This window comes from Paenibacillus sp. FSL R7-0331 (genome assembly GCF_000758645.1).
GTDB lineage: Bacteria > Bacillota > Bacilli > Paenibacillales > Paenibacillaceae > Paenibacillus_AQ > Paenibacillus_AQ camerounensis.
The window spans coordinates 1,923,105-1,943,332 of sequence record NZ_CP009284.1 but is presented as its reverse complement, the minus strand read 5'-3'; the positions used below and the strand labels follow the sequence as shown (position 1 = coordinate 1,943,332).

Annotated in this window: 14 protein-coding genes; 8 read left to right on the top strand and 6 right to left on the bottom strand. The window is 53.8% G+C overall.

All coding sequences use genetic code 11. The annotated features are described in order from the left end of the window. Window positions 1-16: 16 nt before the first annotated feature. Window positions 17-1,129 carry a response regulator transcription factor gene (locus R70331_RS07990; RefSeq protein ID WP_042174358.1) on the bottom strand — a complete coding sequence of 371 codons (1,113 nt, stop codon included), beginning with the start codon at window positions 1,127-1,129 and terminating at the stop codon, window positions 17-19. Further along, the gene (locus R70331_RS07985; RefSeq protein WP_042174356.1) at window positions 1,107-2,939 is read right to left on the bottom strand and encodes a sensor histidine kinase; all 1,833 of its coding nucleotides are present in this window, start codon (window positions 2,937-2,939) and stop codon (window positions 1,107-1,109) included. The genes R70331_RS07990 and R70331_RS07985 overlap by 23 nt, the downstream gene beginning before the upstream one ends. Before the next feature lie 197 nt (window positions 2,940-3,136). Here R70331_RS07985 and R70331_RS07980 point away from each other — a divergent pair, with 197 nt between their 5' ends. The 3 genes from R70331_RS07980 (at window position 3,137) to R70331_RS07970 (ending at window position 8,381) form a co-directional block, all read left to right on the top strand. After that, window positions 3,137-4,153 (top strand): LacI family DNA-binding transcriptional regulator, encoded by a 1,017-nt coding sequence (locus R70331_RS07980; RefSeq protein WP_042174354.1) that lies wholly within the window; start codon window positions 3,137-3,139, stop codon window positions 4,151-4,153. Between the two features lie 21 nt (window positions 4,154-4,174). Then, window positions 4,175-6,454, top strand: coding sequence for an alpha-galactosidase (locus R70331_RS07975; RefSeq protein WP_042182340.1), 2,280 nt, complete (start codon window positions 4,175-4,177; stop codon window positions 6,452-6,454). 214 nt (window positions 6,455-6,668) lie between these two features. Continuing rightward, on the top strand, window positions 6,669-8,381 hold the full coding sequence (locus tag R70331_RS07970) for a methyl-accepting chemotaxis protein (RefSeq protein ID WP_042174352.1): 1,713 nt from the start codon (window positions 6,669-6,671) through the stop codon (window positions 8,379-8,381). Between the two features lie 80 nt (window positions 8,382-8,461). Here the strand turns inward: R70331_RS07970 and R70331_RS07965 are convergent, their stop codons facing one another. Both R70331_RS07965 and R70331_RS07960 read right to left on the bottom strand, forming a co-directional pair. Further along, window positions 8,462-8,953, bottom strand: coding sequence for a pyridoxamine 5'-phosphate oxidase family protein (locus R70331_RS07965; protein WP_042174350.1), 492 nt, complete (start codon window positions 8,951-8,953; stop codon window positions 8,462-8,464). 340 nt (window positions 8,954-9,293) lie between these two features. Beyond that, window positions 9,294-10,826, bottom strand: a complete 1,533-nt coding sequence (locus tag R70331_RS07960) for a glycoside hydrolase family 31 protein (protein WP_042174348.1) — start codon at window positions 10,824-10,826, stop codon at window positions 9,294-9,296. 114 nt (window positions 10,827-10,940) lie between these two features. Here R70331_RS07960 and R70331_RS07955 point away from each other — a divergent pair, with 114 nt between their 5' ends. The 5 genes from R70331_RS07955 to R70331_RS07935 all read left to right on the top strand — a co-directional run bounded on the left by R70331_RS07955 (window position 10,941) and on the right by R70331_RS07935 (window position 18,322). Next, the gene (locus R70331_RS07955) at window positions 10,941-11,810 is read left to right on the top strand and encodes a helix-turn-helix domain-containing protein (RefSeq protein ID WP_042174346.1); all 870 of its coding nucleotides are present in this window, start codon (window positions 10,941-10,943) and stop codon (window positions 11,808-11,810) included. A 111-nt stretch (window positions 11,811-11,921) separates the two neighbouring features. Continuing rightward, on the top strand, window positions 11,922-14,291 hold the full coding sequence (locus R70331_RS07950; RefSeq protein ID WP_042174343.1) for a helix-turn-helix domain-containing protein: 2,370 nt from the start codon (window positions 11,922-11,924) through the stop codon (window positions 14,289-14,291). Window positions 14,292-14,762: 471 nt separating this feature from the next. Next, window positions 14,763-16,394 (top strand): extracellular solute-binding protein, encoded by a 1,632-nt coding sequence (locus R70331_RS07945; protein ID WP_042174340.1) that lies wholly within the window; start codon window positions 14,763-14,765, stop codon window positions 16,392-16,394. 74 nt (window positions 16,395-16,468) lie between these two features. Then, window positions 16,469-17,428 (top strand): ABC transporter permease, encoded by a 960-nt coding sequence (locus tag R70331_RS07940; protein ID WP_081947537.1) that lies wholly within the window; start codon window positions 16,469-16,471, stop codon window positions 17,426-17,428. 12 nt (window positions 17,429-17,440) lie between these two features. Further along, window positions 17,441-18,322 carry a carbohydrate ABC transporter permease gene (locus R70331_RS07935; protein WP_042174337.1) on the top strand — a complete coding sequence of 294 codons (882 nt, stop codon included), beginning with the start codon at window positions 17,441-17,443 and terminating at the stop codon, window positions 18,320-18,322. A gap of 112 nt (window positions 18,323-18,434) precedes the next feature. Here the strand turns inward: R70331_RS07935 and R70331_RS07930 are convergent, their stop codons facing one another. Together R70331_RS07930 and R70331_RS07925 are read right to left on the bottom strand one after the other, a co-directional pair. Continuing rightward, the gene (locus tag R70331_RS07930) at window positions 18,435-19,283 is read right to left on the bottom strand and encodes a carbohydrate ABC transporter permease (RefSeq protein WP_042174335.1); all 849 of its coding nucleotides are present in this window, start codon (window positions 19,281-19,283) and stop codon (window positions 18,435-18,437) included. A gap of 5 nt (window positions 19,284-19,288) precedes the next feature. Next, entirely contained in the window at window positions 19,289-20,191 is a 903-nt protein-coding gene (locus R70331_RS07925; RefSeq protein WP_042174333.1) for a carbohydrate ABC transporter permease, read from the bottom strand. Window positions 20,192-20,228 lie beyond the last annotated feature (37 nt).

Sequence of the window (20,228 nt, the reverse complement as noted above, 5' to 3'; positions counted from 1 at the left end):
CGCCGCCCGCACCCGGCTACTTCCGCACCAGCTGCTCATATTCAGTCGGGGTTACACCAAAGCGTTTTTTGAAGCTTTTGCTGAAATAGCTCGGGTCCGCATAGCCTACACTCTCAGAGATGTCGGCCAGCCTGCGGTTGCCGCCGAGCAGAAGCTCGCGGGCTTTTTTCATGCGGATATGGGTGAGGTGGTCGACAATGGAATGGCCGGACTCCTTGCGGAAGACGCGGCGCAGATAGCTGGAGTCCACATAGACGCCGCCTGCCACCTGCTCAGCCGACAGCTCCGCATCCGCATAATGCTGCTCGATATAGCGGATAGCGGCGTTGAACAGATTCGAGGCCTTGGTCGGCTTCACATCCTCCGTCAGCTGGATCACCCTGCGGTACAGGGCGGTCAGCCATTCCTCCGCTTCATCCCAGGAGGCACAGGCCTTCAGCCTGTCATAGGGTGCTTTGTCTTCACCGCTGTCCCAGACCCGGCTGTACGAAAATCCGCGCTCCCCGGCAAAGGTCAAAGCCAGCGAGAGCAGCCCCATCATCATCGCGTCTGCATATTCGTCTCCCCAGGTGCTGCCGCGCAGCTGGCTGACTGCTTTGCGCACCTCCTCCAGTACATCGGCATCCTTCATGCGCAGGCCCAGCACGATGGCATCCCGCACCGAGCCCAGCTCAGGCATCTCCTGTCCGGAGGCGTGCCCCGCCGTACCGCTGCCGTCTGCCGCCTGCTGCACTGCTTTCCGTCCGCCGGACAAGCGCGGCAGCTTTGGCCGGATGCGCTCCAGCATCTCCGTCATCTCCGCTTCGTTGAAGGGCTTAAGCAGATAATCCTGCACACCGGTACGGACCGCCTTCTGTACATACTCAAATTCATTGTGTCCCGAAATGAACACAATAACGATCCGCTCAAAGCGGTCCTTCAGCTTGCCTGCCAGCTCGATTCCGTCCATAAAGGGCATATTAATATCGACCAGCGCCAGATGCGGCCGGTGCTTCTCCGCTTCCACAAGCGCCTCCTGCCCGTTTCTGGCCTCGCAGCATACCTCGAAGCCCAAGCGCTGCCAGTCCATTTTGAGCCTCAAAAAATCCCGGAACAGCGGCTCGTCATCAACAATCATCACCTTGTACATCGTGCACATCCCTCTTTTCGTTTCCAAGCATCGGCAAAGACAGCTTTACAACAGTCCCTTCACCGGCGGTACTCCGGATACTAAGGCCGTACTCTTCCCCGAAGTACAGGCTCAGCCGCTGCCGGACACTGTAAGTGCCGATCGACCGGGTCTCCTCCTCGGGAGAGTATCCGGACATAACCGCCTCAATCCGCTCCTCATCCATACCCACACCGTTATCTGTCACAGTAACGATTACCTTGCCCCCGGCTATTCCGGCCTGAATCCGGATGAAGCCCTTGCTCCCTTTCTTTTTCAGGCCATGGTAAATAGCGTTCTCAACCAGCGGCTGCAGCGACAGCTTCGGAACCGGGGTTCCCGACAGCTCGGGCGGGATATCAATCTCATAACGGAATACGTCAGGGTAGCGGATCTGCATAATTGCCAGGTAATCGTCCGTAATCTGGGCTTCTTTTTCAAGAATGATCAGCTCCCGCCCCTTATTGAGCACCATCCGGTAAAAATCTGCCAGCGCCTTGGTCGTATCGCGTGCCTCCTCGTTGCGGTCCAGCTCATTCAGCACATAGATGGTATCCAGTGTGTTATACAAAAAATGCGGCTTAATCTGCGCGCTGATCAGAGCCAGCTCATACTCACGCTTACGGTTCTGCTCCTCGGTTACCCGGTCCAGCAGCTCTCCTACCCGGCCAACCATAAAATTGAACGCTTCGGCAATCGTGCCGATCTCATCTCCGGTTCTCGCCGCAGCCACCGGACGCAGATCACCGCTCACCACCTGGCGCATCGCCCGGGTCAGCCGCTCCAGCGGACTTGCCACCTTCCGTGACAGCAAATTGGCCCCGAACAGGGAAAAGATCAGGCAGAGAGCCCCGACCAGCGCAGTCAGCCGCACATTTTGCTGCACATCCGCCGTCAGAAGCTTAAGGGATACGACGTTGATCAGCTCCCAGTCCATCCGGCCGTAATGGCTGACTGTCACCAGATTTCCACCCTCCTGATAGGAAAAGCTGGATTCACCGGCAAGCCCGCTGGCCGCCCCGATTTCCGCTGCCACCGATTGCTCCACCGGCTGGAGCAGGCTGCTTTTATCCGCTGCGGCTACAATCCGCCCCCGACCATCCATGAAATAATAAGCTTTGGGCGCAGCCGGATCGCTCGACTGTAGAAATGCCGACAGCTGCTCCTCTTTAACCATCAGAAATAACGTTCCCAGCGGCTCACCGCTGCCGATGTTGATGACCATTTTGCCCAGTGTCAGTACAGGTGATGACGGATCAGGCGTGAGATAGCTCCGCTGCTCCATCCCGAACCAATGGGAGACACCGTAGCTGTCCGAAAATAGCACCTGCTCCAGCATGCCGCTCGCGGCGAGGCCTTCCTCATTAACGCCGGAGGTATACGATGGGTACACAGTGCCGTCATTGCTGACAAACACCGCCGCATCCACCTCCCGGAATATCGACAGGTCCGTGGAAAGCCGGCTCTGCATCAGATTGGCAAATCGCACCTGCTCCAGCGGAATCGTCTGAACGCCCGGATACATTTCATACAACCGGTTAATATTCGTGACCATAATATTAGCTGCAGTCTCGGCACTGCGCAGAATATAATCGGTGCGCGACAGAATCAGCTGCGATTCATCCGCTACATTGCGTGTCGTCCGCTCAATCAGCGAGCGGCTGAATAAATGGCTGGACAATACGCCCAAAATAAGCAGAGACAGGATCAGCAGGGGAAGAAAAATCGCGATAACCTTGCTTTTGAAGCGGAGCCGTCCAAACCATTTCCCGATAAGTGCTGTTATCTTCAAGCCCAGTTCTCCTCCGCCCTCAAATGAATATTCAACATGGTAACATAATCATCCCGGCTTTAGAAGACGTTAGGTGCAGCAGGTTCAGTTCCGGCCTACTCTGTAAAAAGTCTGCTTGAAAGTTAGCCGGCGGGATGGTAGGATAAAGGCGTGATTAATATTTAGTAAATTTATTAACTAAAAAAGGCGTGAGCAGCTTGGCAACGATTAAAGACATCGCCCGCGAGGCTGGAGTATCTGCAGCTACTGTATCGAGGGTGTTAAATAACGACCTGTCCCTGTCTGTGAGCGAAGATACGCGGACCCGGATTTTTGCTGTTGCGGAGCAGCTGGATTACAAGCCCGCGAGGCTGAAGCAGCTGAAACGGGATACCGAGCTCAGCGCCAAGAAGGTTTCGCTCCTGCTCTGGTGCTCTCCTGAAGAAGAACGGGATGACCCGTATTACGGATCGATCCGCCGCGGGGTAGAGCTGCGCTGTGAAGAGCTGGGCATCCGGATTGATCAGACGCTGCGAGGACGGGCGCCGCAGCATATGCTGCGGCCCGGCGACGGCCTTATCGTTGTAGGCGGCTTCGATCCGAACGATCTCAAGGGGCTGCATGATGACCCGGATACGATCGTGCTCGTAGACCAGTATCAGGAGCGCTCCGACTATGATTCCGTGCGGACGCATTTCCGCCAGGCGGTGGATCAGGCGCTCGGTCATCTGTTTGCCCTTGGCCACCGCGATATCGCTTTTATCGGCGGCGGTGACGGCGGTGAGCGCCGGGCTCATCATTTCGCACGGGTAATGCAGCAGCAAGGCTGTTATGATCCTACGCTGATCCGCACCGGCAGCTGGAGCAGCGCCGACGGCTACCGGATGATGGACGAGCTGCTCTCCGGCGGCAAACGTCCGACGGCCTGCTTCGCTGCCAGCGACCCGCTCGCGGTCGGCGCCCTGCGGGCACTGCATGAGCATGGAGTACAAGTGCCGCAGGAGATGGCCATTGTCGGCTTCGATGATATCGAGATGGCCGCCTATGTCCAGCCGCCGCTGACCACCATCCGCGCTTATCCGGAACAGATGGGAAAGGCTGCGGTCCAACTGCTTGCCGAGCGTTTTGAAGGCCGAGAGGCACCGTCTCACACCATTATCGGTACCAGACTAATTATCAGAGGGACCTGCGGAGCAGCGGAATCATTCGGCCGTATAGATAACACACATGAATAAAGGAGAGTTAATAACATGAGCATGAACATTTACGTTGAAGAATCGTTAGGCCTGTTTCACCTTCAGTCCAAGGATACCAGCTATATTATCCAGCTAGTTGAAGGTTATCCTTCCCATGTATACTGGGGATCACGCCTCCGCCACGACAACAGTCTGACTGATGCGCTCCAGCTCCGCGAGCGGTCGTCCTTTTCCCCGAATCCGGTGCCGGGTAAGCCGTCCCTGTCACTGGATGCCCTGCCGCAGGAATATCCGCAGTATGGAACAAGTGACTTCCGCCGTCCTGCCTACCAGGCCCAGCTTGCCGACGGCAGCCGGATCACAGAGCTTAAATATGCAGGCTACGCTATTTCTTCCGGTAAGCCGGTTCTTGAAGGGCTTCCTGCTGTCTATGCAGAAAGCGATGATGAAGCGCAGACACTGGAGCTTACCCTAAAGGACGATTATGCCGGACTTACCGTTAAGCTGCTGTACACCGTCTTTGCCGGTCACAGTGCAATTGCCCGCTCCGTACACTTCGAGCATAACGGCACAGAGCCGCTGCGGCTGGAGCAGGCGCTGAGCGCCTCGGTCGATTTTGCCGATTCGTCCTACGATACCCTGCACCTCAGCGGAGCCTGGGTGAGAGAGCGCCACATCCAGCGCCGCGCGCTTGTTCCCGGTGCTGCAGTGTCGCTGGAGAGCCGCCGCGGCTCAAGCAGTCATCAGCTCAATCCGTTTCTGGCGCTGCTGCGTCCGGGTGCGGATGAAGATAACGGCGATGTATACGGCTTCAGCCTTGTATACAGCGGCAGCTTCGCAGCTGTTGCCGAGGTTGAGCAGTTCGGTACAACCCGCGTAAATATCGGGATTAACCCGTTTGATTTCTCGTGGCTGCTGGAGCCGCGCCAAACCTTCCAGACTCCAGAGGCCATTCTGGTCTATTCCGGTGAAGGGCTCGGCGGCATGTCTCGCACGTACCACCGGCTATACCGGACCCGTCTGTGCCGCGGCGTACACCGTGACCAGGCCCGTCCGATCCTGGTCAATAACTGGGAAGCGACTTATTTTGACTTTGATGCCGACAAAATCACCGCCATTGCCAAAGAAGCCGGACCGCTCGGGATTGAGCTGTTTGTCCTCGATGACGGCTGGTTCGGCAAACGGGATAACGATAACAGCTCACTCGGCGACTGGTTCGAGCACAGCCGCAAGCTGCCCGGCGGTCTCGCTGATCTTGCCGGCCGTGTGAACGAAGAAGGCCTGCAATTCGGCCTGTGGGTTGAGCCGGAGATGGTCTCGCCGGACAGCGAGCTGTACCGCAAGCACCCGGACTGGTGCCTGCACGCTGAAGGGCGCCGCCGGACCGAGGCACGTAACCAGCTGATCCTTGACCTTTCGCGTCCAGAGGTCTGCGATTATCTGTATGAGACCTTGAGCGCGGTCTTCTCCAGCGCACCAATTACGTACATCAAATGGGATATGAACCGCAACATGACTGAGGTTGTCTCAGCAGCAGCCGGTCCTGAGCGCCAGAAGGAAACTGCGCACCGCTATATGCTCGGCCTGTACAATCTGATGGAGCGCCTAACCGCGCGCTTCCCTGACATCCTGTTCGAGAGCTGCTCCGGCGGCGGCGGCCGGTTCGATCCGGGCATGCTGTTCTACATGCCGCAGACCTGGACCAGCGACGACACCGATGCAATCGAGCGTCTCGCGATTCAATACGGCACCAGCATTGTGTACCCTGCCAGCAGCATGGGCGCACACGTATCTGCGGTACCGAACCATCAGGTAGAGCGGACAACCTCGCTTGCGATCCGCGGCGATGTGGCCATGAGCGGCAACTTCGGTTATGAGCTGGACCTGACTGCCTTCACCGAAGCAGAAAAGAGCCTGGCTGCACAGCAGATTGCCCAGTACAAGGAGATCCGCACACTTGTTCAGCAAGGGGATATGTACCGTCTGCTGAGCCCGTTCGAGGGCAGCGGCGATACCGCCTGGATGTTCGTCAGCGAAGATAAGACAGAAGCCTTCGTGGCCTACTTCCGTGTACTTGCCAAGCCGAACGCTCCAATAACGCGTCTCACACTAAAAGGGCTTGATCCTGAGCTGGACTATGTGCTTGAGACCGGCGCTGCCGGCAGCTCTGACAGCCACGGTACTGCGGATGCAGCTGCTGACAGCACGGCTCCGTTCCAGTCTGCCTTTGGCGGCGCACCTTACGGCGGCGACCGTCTGATGCGCATCGGGCTCGTTGTCTCCGATCTGCGCGGCGATTTCACCAGCTGCACCTACCGTCTGAGAGCAATAAAACGCTAAGCTTGCTCCAAGACTCAGTCAGCTGATTACTGCAATACCACTGCAGCAAAAAAGGGTATTTATCTCCGCCCCGGAGATGAATACCCTTTTCTCTATTTTACCAATACAAAAGTCCCGGAATTCTCCCCTATCTGCTCAACAAACAGCTGTAATCTGTCGATATATATTCAGTTAAAATAATTAACATTATAGAGAAACAAAGGGGACATCCTGTATGAGACTGTTAAAAAACCTGGGTATTGCAAAAAAGCTTATGATTCTCATCCTGGTGAGTGCAGCTTCTCTTCTTACCATCGGAACAATCGGGCAGGTCTACACGAATATAATGGCCGATAAATCTACAGTAATGTACGAGGAGAATCTGATCCCGCTCAAAACGGTCATGCAGATCCGGATCAACGCCAGAGCAAGTGATGCCTATACGCTTGAGCTGCTGACAACCAAAAAGGCTGACCGTATAAAAGAATTAAATGAAGAAATTATTTCCGCATGGGCGGAAATTGACGACATGATCGGGGAGATTGAAGCAACACATCTCCGGGAAGAGGAGCGTCAGCTTATAGCCCGGTATCATGAGCAGGCTGCGGTGCTGGAAGCTTCAAGACTTCAGGTCATTGAATTAGCCTCACAGAACAAAAATGAGCTGGCCTATATAGTCTATACAGAAGAAATAGAATCCCAGCGCAAGCTGGTCAATGACACTCTAAAGGCCATGCAGCAATCCAAGGTTGAAGGAGCCGAGGGCATTAATTCAGAGAATCAGAGCAGGGTTACCCGGATTACCATCATTGCCTCATCCGTGATGATAGCCGCCCTCCTTCTACTTGTCCTTCTCGGTCTGCTGATTTCACGCATGATTGTCAGACCGGTCAAGGAAGTCAGGTCTCTTCTGGCGCAAGCGGAAAACGGAGACTTTACGGTCAAAAGCAGCTATATCTCCAAAGACGAGATCGGCGGACTTTCGGCTTCCTTTAATGAAATGACCGGCAAGCTGCAGGCGATATTCAGCACCGTGCAGGAGTCCTCGCATTTTGTCGCCTCCACCTCCGAGGAGCTCAGCGCAAGCGCTGAGCAGAACAGCCACGCAAGCGGGCATATTGCCGAGACGGTTCAGGATCTGGCCACGGGCACGGAGAAGCAGGTTCATATTGTCGAAGGCAGTTCGGCTTCCATCGCAGAAATGAGCGGCTACACGCAGGCCATCGCCGGCAATACTGAGCAGATGAAGCAGGATGCGCTGCACGCTTCCCGCATGTCTATGGAAGGCAACCAGGCCATTACTGAGGTAACGGCGCAGATGAATTCAATCTCCTCCAATGTGCACAGCCTGGTTGAAGCAGTCACCAGCCTTAATAACCGTTCCGCGGAGATCGGGCAGATCGTCAGTGTCATCTCCGGCATTTCCGCACAGACGAACCTGCTTGCGCTGAATGCTTCCATTGAAGCAGCCAGAGCCGGGGAGCATGGACGGGGATTTGCTGTTGTTGCCGGGGAGGTCAGAAAACTGGCTGAGCAGTCAGACCGCTCAGCCGAGCAGGTTGCACAGCTGATAAGGCTGATTCAGCAGGATACGGAAACCACCCTTTCCACTATGGATCAAACCTCGCACGAAGTGGAGTCAGGCTTGAGCAAAGTTAATCATGCCGGCCAGTCCTTCCATAAAATTGAGGAGGCTGTAAGCCGTTTTGTTGACCAAATCGGAGGCATCGCTGAAGCGCTCCACAAGCTGGCCGAGGGGACTTCCGGCATTGATGATTCGATTGGTAAGGTAAGGAATGTGGCCCGGGATTCCGCCTCCCTCAGCCAGAATATTTCTGCCGCAACCGAAGAGCAGCTGGCTTCCATGCAGGAAATCTCCTCTTCCGCCCAGGCGCTGGCCAGTCTTGCTGATGATCTTCAGAAGATTTTGAACCAGTTCAAAATCTGAGATACAGCTTACAGCCTTCTAACAAAAAGGAGCTCCGCTTTTGCAGCGGGGCTCCTTGCTGTCATAGCATTCAATTCGTGTTATTCCAGCTCAACCGTCTGATTGAGATTGGAGTCTTCCGTATCCTGATTGGTAATTCTTTTGAACATATAACTTGCCTTCTCGGCCAGATTGCCGCTCTTCCAGTACTCCGCAGATTCGGCATGGACCTGGATCAGGATGACTTCCGGATCATCATAGCTGGTCTTCAGAAAAGCTTCATAGCCCGGATTCCAGTATTCCTTCTTCTTGGCTACATCATCCACAATTCTCGCCACACCGCGGATCGAGACATAGGATTTATCGGCATATACTACATTCACCCGCGGGTCGTGCAGGATCTCGCCGAACTTGCTGGTATCCTTTTTGGTCAGGAACCACAGGTCCCCGTCAAATTCGACCTCCTGCGTCTTCATCGGCCGGGACACCAGACCTTCAGGTGAAATCGTGGTGAACATCGCCGTATCAATACCCTTGATCAGCTTACGTACTGTTTCGACAGCCTCCTGGTGGCTATTGTTCAAAGTTGACATGCTTATCGCCTCATTTCTTCCGTATTAGGTAATAGGTTGTCCAAAGACATACCATTTATTAACCAAAACACGTTGGCGGCTATCCGGAGGGTCGGACTTTAATCAAGGCGGAAAAGCTATATATAGCCCTAACGGACACAGATGCTCTTATTATCGGGAAAATGGACATTATTTCAGTCTAACGGACACCAGTGCTCTTAATCCCGATAATATGGTTAAAAATTACCCGCCAGGGACGATTTAAGCTCACTACGGTCCGTTAGATTTTTTTGAAATAATTAATAATAAAAATAGCGGCGCTACGGTCCGTTACAGCTGCTGCACAGCAGCCCGGCAAGAGTCAGCCTCTCCGGTAATAAGGCAGCCGGCTGAGCGGCACCTCGATTTCCAGCTCGGCCGGGCCGGTAACGGTGCTGCCGTCATCCCCGGTCCAGATGCCCTCCGGGAATATTACACGGCGCTGTCTGCCGCCCATCCGGATAACCGGTGCAACCAGTACAGAGCTGCCCAGCATGAACTGGTCCTTAATGGCCTCCAGTCCCTGGCCCGGGAACTCATAAGCCATATGGCGCATAACCGGTTCTCCGGTGACGGAGGCGTGACGGGCCAGCTCCAGAATCTCCTGCCCGAACCCGGCATGTAATGCGGCTGCCTCTACGCAAAGAGCGAGATGCTTCTCATCCAGTACCCGCCAGGGGGCCGCTGAGAACTGCATCATCGGAAACAGCGCCGAGCACTGGGCATACCGGACGAACAGCTCGGGATCAATCCGGGCCGAGGTCAGGCTGCTGAATTCACCACCGCCGATCATATCCGGGCAGGTGTAGGCATAACCAAGCAGTCCTTGGGCGAGCCCGTCAGGAATAAGGTCCCCCAGCCCGTTGTCCTGCCATGCATGGCCCTTGTCCTTAAGCCGCTGCACCAGCGGCTGGCCGGCCAGCTTCCAGCAGGCACGGTACTCATTCAGCCTGTACTTCAGCCCGGCTCTCGCCCAGGCTTCACTATGCCCGCTGCGTGTGGTGGCCGGAATAAAAGCCTGGTCATCCGGCTCATAAAACTCAGCGTCGCCGGCATCCAGCTTGAACCCGTCAATCCCGTACTCCCGCTGCAGGGTATCCAGCTGCTCCTGAATCCACTTCACCGCATCAGGATTCGTACAATCCAGAACCGCGCTATAGCCGTTCCACCATTTCCGTAGGGCAGTCTTGCCTTCCCGGTCCTTCAGCAGAATTCCGGCAGGCTCCAGCTGGCGGAAGGTGCGGGAATCCGGGCTGATGAACGGGCAGACCCATAGCATAACCTTGAAGCCGAGGGTATGAAGCTCCCGGGCCATCCGGCCCGGATCAGGGAACCTTCCGGAATGAAAGGTCCAGGTGCCGTAAGGCTCATGCCAGTTGTCATCAATCATGATGACGCCCGGCGGCATTCCGTGCTCAAGCACCTTGCGGGCATACTGCAGCACCTTTTCCTGGGTCGGCTCATACAGCAGCTCGATCCACAGATTATATTGCGGAGCGGTGAACAGCAGCTCCTCCGGGATGCCGGCGGCTGGCGGAAAATAGCTTCGGGATACTTGCTCAAACGCCCCTTTTAAGCTGCCGCAGCCCTCTCCGGCTATCAGCTCCCCCTTCCCTGTTACCGTTACAAACCCGTCCTCAAAAACAAATTCAAAGGGCTCTTCACTCCAGATATACCTTCCCAGGCTTGAGAGCAGCAGCGGACTGGCCTGATTGCCGTTATGATGCTGATCCAGATCTGCCCGGAACAGCTCCTGTCCGTAAGGCATGCTTTTGCCGTCTGCAGCACGTCCGCCCCACCAGTATTCACCCGGAAGCAGCCTGATAAGCTGTTCGTATTTTGTCGTCTGATCCATCTGACCTCACTCCTTTTTCTAATCCGATCTTACCTGCGGGGCCAGCCGGAGACAATCTAAAAGTTGTGCGCTATAATATAACAAAATTGACTTTTGGGTTTAGGAGGATGAACGATGACTGAGCCATCGGCATATGCTTTTCATAACGATGATAATTCAATCTTGATGCTTAGCTCCATCGGGTGGCAGAGAATAAGAAATGCTGAATACAGCTTTGACGGCAATGAGCGTCCGGACTCCGGGCATGTCATTTTTCAATATACGCTCAGCGGGCAGGGCTGGATCGAGGTGGACCAGCAGCTTATTCCCCTGGCTAAAGGCTCAGGCTTTCTGGTCAAGGTTCCCGGCAATTACCGCTACTTTTACACACCGGACAGCCAGCCCTGGGAAATTCTCTGGCTGAATATAAGAGGAGCTGAAGCAGCCCGGATCTGGGATATGGTTATTGCCCAGGAGGGCCATGTCATCCGCAGAGAGGCCGGTTCCCCGCTGATCACGGCGTTATGGGAGCTGCTGCGGGCCATCGGCGAGGATAAGGTGACCGACAAATATCTGCTCTCCGCCCAGGTCTACAGCTGGCTGCTGACTCTGGTCCGGACGAGCGGTGAGATCTCCAAGGATATCAGCGCGGCTACCAGCTCGATCATTCTAAAGGCCAAAAAATACATGAGGGCGCACTACGCTGAGCCGTTGACTCTGGACCTGCTTGCAGAGCATTGCGGGGTCAACAAGCATCATCTGTGCCGGCTGTTCCAGAAATCGGAGCAGACCTCCCCGCTCGCCTATCTTAGGGAACGGCGGGTGGAAGCGGCCGTCTCCCTGCTGCGTACCACCGATCACTCTATACAGGAAATCGGCCGTGAGTGCGGCTTTGACAGCCCAAGCTATTTCGGCAAGGTATTCCGCGATTATATGTCCATGACCCCGAAGGATTACCGTCTGAAAAAGCTGGAATTTCCATACGATGCGATTTATTATGAGTGAGACTTGCCTGCGTTCCGGCAGAATTGCCTCCAGAATGTCAATTGTAATCAGCCGGGCGTCCCTGTACAATAAACCATGTCAAAGAATGGAAGTGCCGACAGGAGAATGCGGATGGGGAAAACAAACAAACGATGGTGGGCCAGCCGGAGCGTGCTGCTCACCTGGACTTTATCTTATTTGGCCGTGCTGCTGCTGCCGGTCATACTGAGCTCGATTGTCTATTACCAGTCCAGCAGGATGCTGGCTGACGAGATCCACCTGGCCAACAATTCCTTGCTCAGACAATTAAGAGAGCTAATGGACAAGCAGATTGAAGCGGTCAACCGGCTTGATTTTGAGCTGAGCTGGAATACCAAGTTCCGGGAGCTGGTCGATCAGCACAAGTATGCTATTTTTCCGGAAGAATACATGTATGATCTGTACGATGCCACCAAGGATATGTCCCTCTATCAGTCGGCTTACGGCGAAACGGACCTTTTCTATATCTACCTGGCAGCGAGAGAAACCGTCCTGCTTCCCGGCGTATACCGGAGTGCGAGGTTTGCCTACAATGAGCATCACAAATCAAGTATGCTCAGCTACGAGGAATGGACGGATATTCTGCAGCGCCAAAAGTTCAAGGGCTTTGTACCCGTGAAGCGCAACAACGAAAACGGGGTTCAAGTAGATGCGCTCGCCTATGTAAGCACCTATGATTACGAGGAGGGCAAGCCGTCAGGGGCCAATGTTATTCTGATCGACAAATCCAATATCCTTACCTCCCTGCTTAACATCGAGGCCTTCAGCAAGGGGCATGTACTGATCGCAGACGCCGATAACAATGTGCTGGTATCCAGCTCAAGTGAGGAGCTTCCCGCCAGGCTTCCCTTTGATACTCAGTCAGGCGGCATGTTCATCTGGGAGTCGGGAGGACGGCAATACGAGGTGTTTTCCATCCAGTCCGGGGTATCCAATCTTAAATATATCTCTCTTGTTCCCAGCGAGGTGTACTGGAAGAAGGCGGAGCTTGTCCGCAAGCTCACTTATATCAGTATTCTGGCCAGCCTGCTCGGCGGCGGATGCCTCACCTACATCTTTCTGCGTAAAAATTATAATCCTCTCCGGCAAATTGTAGGCGCTTTCAATAATAAAGCGGCTCTCCGGGAGAAAGGAACGAACGAATTTCATTTTATCCAGCAGGCTGTGGACAGTACTCTGAATGAAATGGACAACCTGATGCTGGAGATGAAAAAGCAGCATTACAGCCTTCGCTCCGGCTATATGATGAAATGGTTCAAGGGCAAACGGGACCATGAGCTTCCGCTGGCTGAAGCTTTGACTGCCTTTGATATCCGTCTGCTGTCAGAGGATTTCGGGGTTCTGCTGTTATACATGGAGGATGTGGATATTTTTCTGGAAAGGGTTCAGGGTAAAACGGCTGCGGAAAAGCTGCGGCTGCTGCATTTTATCGTGTGGAATGTAGTGGAGGAGCTGGTGAATGTCAAGCACCGGGGTTACCTGGTTGAAAATGATGACGCCATGCCTTGCCTAGTCAGCCTGTCCGGGCTTCCCCAGGAAGAGCAGGCAGCGGATTTGCTCCAGGCAGCCCGGTCCGCCCAGGAATTCCTTGCCCAAACCTATAGCATCTATATTACTGTGTCAATCAGCCGGGTTCACAGCGGCCTGGAGCATATTCCCCAGGCATATCAGGAAGCGCTGGAGGCTATGGAATATAAGCTGGTGATGGGCAAGCAGGAGATTCTCGCCTATGAGGACATTCAGCGGTACAGCATCCAGGCGGATACCGATTCCGGCTATTATTATCCGCTCCAGAGTGAGCAGCAGCTGATCAATTACGTCAAGGTCGGGGATTTCCCGGCGGCCAAGGCTGCCCTGGAGGACATTCTGCAGATGAACTTCTCGGCCCACCCGGTCAAGCTTCCGCTGGCCCGCTGTCTGATTCTCGATCTGGCCGGCACATTGATTAAAAGCATGGGCGAGCTTGGCGCGGGCCGGGACAATATCCTGATCCAGAACCCCAAGATCATTGACAGGCTCTCCTCCTCCGAGACGCTCTCGGAAATGCAGGAGCAGCTGGAGAGTATGCTGAAGGAGGTCTGTGATTATGCCGCAGCCAGACGCCTGCAGAATGTGCAGGAGAACCGCCAGCGGGCATTGACGGAGCTGATCAGCGAGGTATCAGCTTTTATCGATAACCATTATACTGATCCCGGCTTGAACGTCTCCCTGCTCGGCCAGCAGTTTGATATGAAGCCCACCTACCTGTCACGGCTGTTCAAAGAGCAGTCCGGTGAAGGCCTGCTGGATACGATCAACAAGAAACGGATTGACTGGTCCAAGCAGCTGATCGCGGATAAACGGCTGACCGTCCAGGAGGCGGCGGAGAAATCCGGCTTCAATGATGTCGGCACTTATATCCGTACCTTCAAGAAGCTAGAGGGCATCACCCCCGGCAAATATAAAGAGACTATTGATGGTTGACTCCTCTCTTCCCTGCCTGCCATCCTGTATGGCGGACGGGGATTTTTTATAGGGAATGAAGCATAGGATGACAGCTTGAACATTGAATTAAAACAATCCTAAAGGAAAAAGTGGGGGAGGAGAATTTTGGAACTGGAGGAGCGGTAGCGTCCGCCTTTGTCTGCGGATTTCTACCGCGAGCAGCGGTTTAAATATGAGAAATCTGCAGACAACAGCGGCCGGAAGTCCAAATATTCTCTGGAGTCACGGCGGAGCCCATTCAGGAGACCTCGGATTCGAGCTTCATGTTCCCGATTCGCCTATCCCTTTGTCTATTTTGCCGATGCTGAAAATACAGGTTTCAATCCCATTGGATATACTGCGCATGTACAGTCACGCGGGACCAACCTTATAGTTATGGCATGAGCCGCCGCCGTACGGCAGGTTCTGAAAGATAAGCTTATGAAACACACTCAGGGAGGTTAACAAAGAATGAGAAGAGCAAGCAGAAAGATCATGTTTTCGCTCATGACATTCCTCTTGGCGGGAAGCACGCTGGCAGGATGCTCGGGCAACAACGGAAACAACGAAGCAGCCCCTTCCACAGATATATCTGCGGAACCTGTGGCAGTGACGTACCCCATTGAGACAGATAAGACGCTTACGTATTGGGGAGCTCTGCCGAATGCGCTGACCGGGGTAAGATCAGAGCATGCTGAGGTTCCCTTCTATCAGGAATGGCAAAAGCAGACGGGGATTAAAGTGAATTTCACTGCGCCTCCAACCAACCAGATCGATGAATCCTTTAACGTCATGCTGGCATCGGGTGAGCTGCCGGATATGCTGGAATATAACTTTTTCGGCTTCCCCGGCGGACCGGAGAAAGCAATCAAGGACGGCTACATTCTGGAGCTGAATGACCTGATCGACAAATACGCCCCAAATTACAAAAAGTATCTGCAGGAGCATCCCGAGGTTGAGAAAATGGTCAAAACCGATAACGGAAGCTATTATGCCTTTCCTTTTATCCGCGGGGATGAATCCCTCCTGACATTCCAGGGCCCGGTCATCCGCAAGGACTGGCTGGATGAGCTGGGTCTGCCTGTGCCTGAAACGATCGATGAATGGACAGCAACCTTGAAAGCGTTTAAGGAGAAAAAGGGGGCAGCCGCACCGATCTCCTTCGTCGGCAAGCCGCGTGTGTTCAATGAACTGGGCAACGGTGCTTTTGTAGGTGCGTTCGGCGTTACCCGTGACTTCTATCTGGAAGACGGAAAGGTTAAATTCGGACCTGCCGAGCCGGGCTATAAGGAGTTCCTGAGCCTGTTCCGCCAGTGGTATGCCGAAGGGCTGCTGGATAAGGATGTGGCTACAGTGGATTCCAAGGTGATGGATGCGAATATTACATCAGGTGCAACCGGGGCTACCTGGGGCAACTCCGGCGGCGGCATCGGCAAATGGACGCCGATCATTAAAGAAAAGGACCCTACAGCTTCAATTATAGCAGCACCGTATCCGGTGCTCGAAAAAGGAACAACGCCTAAGTTTGGACAAAGAGACTACTTCATGTCCACCGGCGGTATGGTAGCCATCTCGGCCACCTCCAAGAATGCCGAGCTTGCAGTAAAGCTGCTGGATTACGGCTACAGCGAAGCTGGCAGTATGCTGTTTAACTTCGGAACCGAAGGCGTCAGCTATACCCTTGAGAACGGCGAGCCGGTATTTACTGATCTGCTGATGAACAATCCTGAGAAGCTGGCTCCGGCTCAGGCGATGTCACTCTATATCCGGGGCAATACCATGGGGCCTTTTGTTTCTGACAAGCGGGTCTCCGAGCAGTATCTGAACCTGCCTGAGCAGCAGGAAGCAGTAGCAACGTGGCAAAAAACGGATATGGCCAAATACCAGATTCCTCTCGTTACCCCAACCCCGGAGGAAAGTGCAGAATTCGCCAACATCATGGCGGATGTGAACACCCTTGTAGATGAAATGACCCTAAAGATCATTCTGGGTACTGAACCGCTGGAGGCTTATGACGGGTATCTGGATAAACTGCAGTCCGTCAAGCTCTCCCGGGCCATTGAAATTAAACAGGCGGCGCTGGAGCGGTATTTGCAGCGTTAGACCAAAGAAGGTATAACGGAGCAGGCGGGAGACATCCTCTCCCTGCTTCCTTTAAGGAGGAGGAGCAGAAAACCATGTCTAAACTGGAACCGATGAGCGGATACGAAACCGCAGCTTCACATAACAACTTTAAACAGCGCTTTATCCGCGATTTCAAGCTGAACAAGCTGCTGTATTTTATGATGATACCTGTCTTGCTCTACTATGTTATTTTCCACTATGCACCGATGTACGGGGCAGTCATCGCCTTTAAGGATTTTTCACCGATGAAAGGAATTATGGGCAGTGAATGGGTCGGGCTCCAGCACTTCCGGGACTTTTTCTCCAGCTATTATTTCTGGCGCATTCTGAAGAATACGGTGGTCATCAGCCTGTATTCCATCATCTTTATGTTTCCGGCTCCGATTATTCTTGCGCTGCTGATCAATGAAGTCAGAAACCAGGCCTTCAAACGGGTCGTTCAGACCGTTTCCTATATGCCTTATTTTATCTCCCTTGTTGTTATTTGCGGGATGATTACCGATTTCACCAACAGCAACGGAATCCTCAATTCCCTCTTCTCCTTGTTCGGCTATGACGGGGCTGCCATGCTGCAGAAGCCGGGCCTGTTCAGACCCCTCTATATCGGGTCCGAAATCTGGCAGAAAATCGGCTGGGAATCCATTATCTACATCGCCGCACTGGCGGGCATCGACCAGGAGCAATATGAGGCCGCCCGGATCGACGGTGCCAGCCGCCTGAAGCAGATGCTGTACATCACGCTCCCGGGGATTCTGCCGACTATCACGATCATGTTCATTCTCCGGATGGGCAATATGCTGAACGTCGGTTTTGAAAAAATCATCCTGCTCTACAGCCCGGTTACCTACGAAACAGCTGACGTCATCTCCTCCTTTGTCTACCGCAAAGGTCTGCTCGAATTCGGCTGGAGCTACAGCTCGGCCGTCGGCCTGTTCAACTCGCTTGTGAATCTGATTCTGCTCATCTCGGCCAACTATATCAGCCGTAAAGTCAACAAGAGCAGCTTATGGTAGGAGGAAAATATGATGCAAGCCGAAAACGGCCTGAAAAATAAAGCTTTTGACTGGATTATTAATACCGCACTCATTCTGCTGGTCATCGTTACCCTGTATCCGCTGCTGTACGTCACCTTCGCTTCCTTCAGTGAGTCCTCGCAGCTGGTTGCGAACAAGGGCTTTCTGTTTAAGCCGCTGGGCTTCAGCCTTGAAGCCTATAAGAGTGTATTCAGTAATCCCGGCATCATCAAGGGGTATGGAAATACGCTGTTCATTCTCGTTGTCGGGGTCACGCTCAACCTGTTCCTGACTGCGGTCGCAGCCTACGTATTATCCAGACGGAACGTGATGTGGAACAATCTGTTCACCTTCCTGATTATCTTCACCATGTTCTTTCATGGCGGACTGATTCCGCTCTACCTGATCGTCAAAAATGTCGGCCTGATCGACTCCCTGTGGGCCACCATTGTTCCATTCGCCGTGAGCACGTTCAACCTGATCATCATGCGCACCTCCTTCTCGGCCATCCCCGAGAGTCTGGAGGAATCGGCAAAGATAGACGGGGCTAACCATCTGACGATTCTGTTCCGGATCATCCTGCCGTTGTCCAAGCCGGTAATAGCCGTTATGATCCTCTATTATGCAGTAGAGAAATGGAACGCATGGTTCTATGCCTCCATTTTCCTGAAGGACCGGAACCTGTTCCCGCTGCAGCTGGTGCTCCGCGAGATCCTGATCGCCAATTCCACCGACAATATGTCCACCGGAGCCAGCTCTGCCGACCAGTTCATGATTGGGGAGACGATCAAATACGCTACGATTATCGTAGCAACGGTACCGATCCTGGTTGTGTATCCTTTTGTGCAGAAGTATTTCGAGAAGGGTGTCATGATTGGTGCGGTGAAAGGGTAGCCGGGGTCTGGATATTCCGGTAAAAGCAAAACATGCGGTACGCTGTTATCAGCGCACCGCATGTTTATTGTGCTGTCGAAACAGCTGGAGCCAGCCTCATCACACTGGCCGTTCATCCTTTTAATCCCGTTGTGCTGATTCCTTCAACAATATAACGCTGGAATATGAAGAAGACCAGAATTGGCGGAATGAGCGACAATGTAGCCATTGCGAACATGGCAGACCAGTCCGTGCCGGAGCTCGGGTCGGCGAACAGCCGGAGGGCAACGCTGAGCGTATACAGCTGTGGTCTGCCCAGATAGATCAGCGCACCGAAGAAGTTATCCCAGGCCCAGTAAAATTCAAAGATGGCCGCGGTGACCAGCGCCGGCTTGATCAGCGGCAGAATAACCCGGGAGAAAATGCCGAACCGGCTGCAGCCGTCAATTTTGGCCGCTTCATCAAGCTCATAGGGAATGGTGCGGATAAACTGCAGCAGCAGGAAGATAAAGAACGCTGAGCCGAAAAAGGCCGGCACGATTAAGGGCAGAAAGGTATTGACCCAGCCCATTTTGTAAAAAATAATATACTGCGGAATCTGTACAATCTGCCCCGGCAGCAGCAGCGTCAGCATGACGGTTGCGAACCAGAAGCCCTTCAGCCTGAATGGTATTCTGGCGAAGCCGTAAGCGATCAGGGAGCAGGAGACAAGGGTCCCTGCGACTACAGAGCAGACAATAATAACGGTATTCTTGAAAAAGGTCCCGAAGGTAATTCCGGCAAACCCGCGCCAGCCGCTGATATAGCTGCCGAAGTCCCAGCTGGCTGGAATCAGTGAATGCGCACTTACAAACACCTGGGAGCTTTCTTTCAGGGAGCTGGCCACCATCCAGACAAGCGGATACAGCGAGACGATCCCGATCAGGAGGCATACCAGGTGGACCGTCAGCCTGCTGGCATTTTTTTTTGTATTTGGCATCATAGCGGCTATCCTTTCGACTCGTAATGTACCCATGCGGAGGATGACTTAAAGACAAGCGCGGTCAGTACGGCAACAATAAGCAGCAGGAAGCAGGATAAGGCCGCCGCATAGCCCATGTCCAGAAACTCAAAGCCCTGCCGGTATACATACAGCTGATAGAATAAAGTCCGGTCCAGCGGTCCGCCTGACGTAATAATAAGCCCCTGGGTAAAGGTCATGAAGCCGCCGATAATCTGCATAACCAGATTGAACAGGATGACCGGAGTCAGCAGGGGAAGCGTAATTTTGACAAAACGGTGGAAGCCGTTCGCCCCGTCAACAACCGCTGCTTCATAATAGGAATCGGGAATATTTTTGAGCCCGGCCAGAAAAATGATCATCGGCGAGCCGAACTGCCAGACCGCCATCAGGATCAGTGTCCACAGCGCCGTATCAGGATTGGCAATCCATGAGGTATTGGGGCTCGCGCCGGTGAACAGGCCGATGATTCCGTTAACGGCCCCGTTCAGGCCAAACAGCTGGCCCCACATGACCGCCACCGCTACACTGCCTCCGATGATGGAGGGAATGTAGAAGGCTGTGCGGTATAAGCCCACAAACCTGATCTTCATGTTCAGCAGCATCGCAATGAATAAAGCAAAGATTAGGCGGAGCGGGATCGCAGTCAGCACATAGAAGAATGTAACCTTCAGGCTGGTCAGGAACTTCTCATCCACTGTGAACATGCGGATAAAGTTATCCAGCCCGACCCAGCCGGGTGATGACAAGAGATCATAATCAGTAAAGGCGAAATAGAATAAAGCCACAAACGGGATGAGCGTAAATGCGGTAAAGCCTATAATCCACGGTAAAATAAACAGATAGCCTGTCCGGTTCTCATAACCTGCTTTGACGGCCTTTTGTGCCATTAGCTTCATCACACCTGTCTGCGGCCGGCTGCTTCAC

Bases quoted from the DNA above. Each gene is read 5' to 3' on its own strand.
- R70331_RS07925 (WP_042174333.1), bottom strand. From the start codon at position 20,191: ATGGCACAAAAGGCCGTCAAAGCAGGTTATGAGAACCGGACAGGCTAT.
- R70331_RS07945 (WP_042174340.1), top strand. From the start codon at position 14,763: ATGAGAAGAGCAAGCAGAAAGATCATGTTTTCGCTCATGACATTCCTC.
- R70331_RS07930 (WP_042174335.1), bottom strand. From the start codon at position 19,283: ATGATGCCAAATACAAAAAAAAATGCCAGCAGGCTGACGGTCCACCTG.
- R70331_RS07955 (WP_042174346.1), top strand. From the start codon at position 10,941: ATGACTGAGCCATCGGCATATGCTTTTCATAACGATGATAATTCAATC.
- R70331_RS07990 (WP_042174358.1), bottom strand. From the start codon at position 1,129: ATGTACAAGGTGATGATTGTTGATGACGAGCCGCTGTTCCGGGATTTT.
- R70331_RS07965 (WP_042174350.1), bottom strand. From the start codon at position 8,953: ATGTCAACTTTGAACAATAGCCACCAGGAGGCTGTCGAAACAGTACGT.
- R70331_RS07935 (WP_042174337.1), top strand. From the start codon at position 17,441: ATGCAAGCCGAAAACGGCCTGAAAAATAAAGCTTTTGACTGGATTATT.
- R70331_RS07970 (WP_042174352.1), top strand. From the start codon at position 6,669: ATGAGACTGTTAAAAAACCTGGGTATTGCAAAAAAGCTTATGATTCTC.
- R70331_RS07950 (WP_042174343.1), top strand. From the start codon at position 11,922: ATGGGGAAAACAAACAAACGATGGTGGGCCAGCCGGAGCGTGCTGCTC.
- R70331_RS07960 (WP_042174348.1), bottom strand. From the start codon at position 10,826: ATGGATCAGACGACAAAATACGAACAGCTTATCAGGCTGCTTCCGGGT.
- R70331_RS07975 (WP_042182340.1), top strand. From the start codon at position 4,175: ATGAACATTTACGTTGAAGAATCGTTAGGCCTGTTTCACCTTCAGTCC.
- R70331_RS07940 (WP_081947537.1), top strand. From the start codon at position 16,469: ATGTCTAAACTGGAACCGATGAGCGGATACGAAACCGCAGCTTCACAT.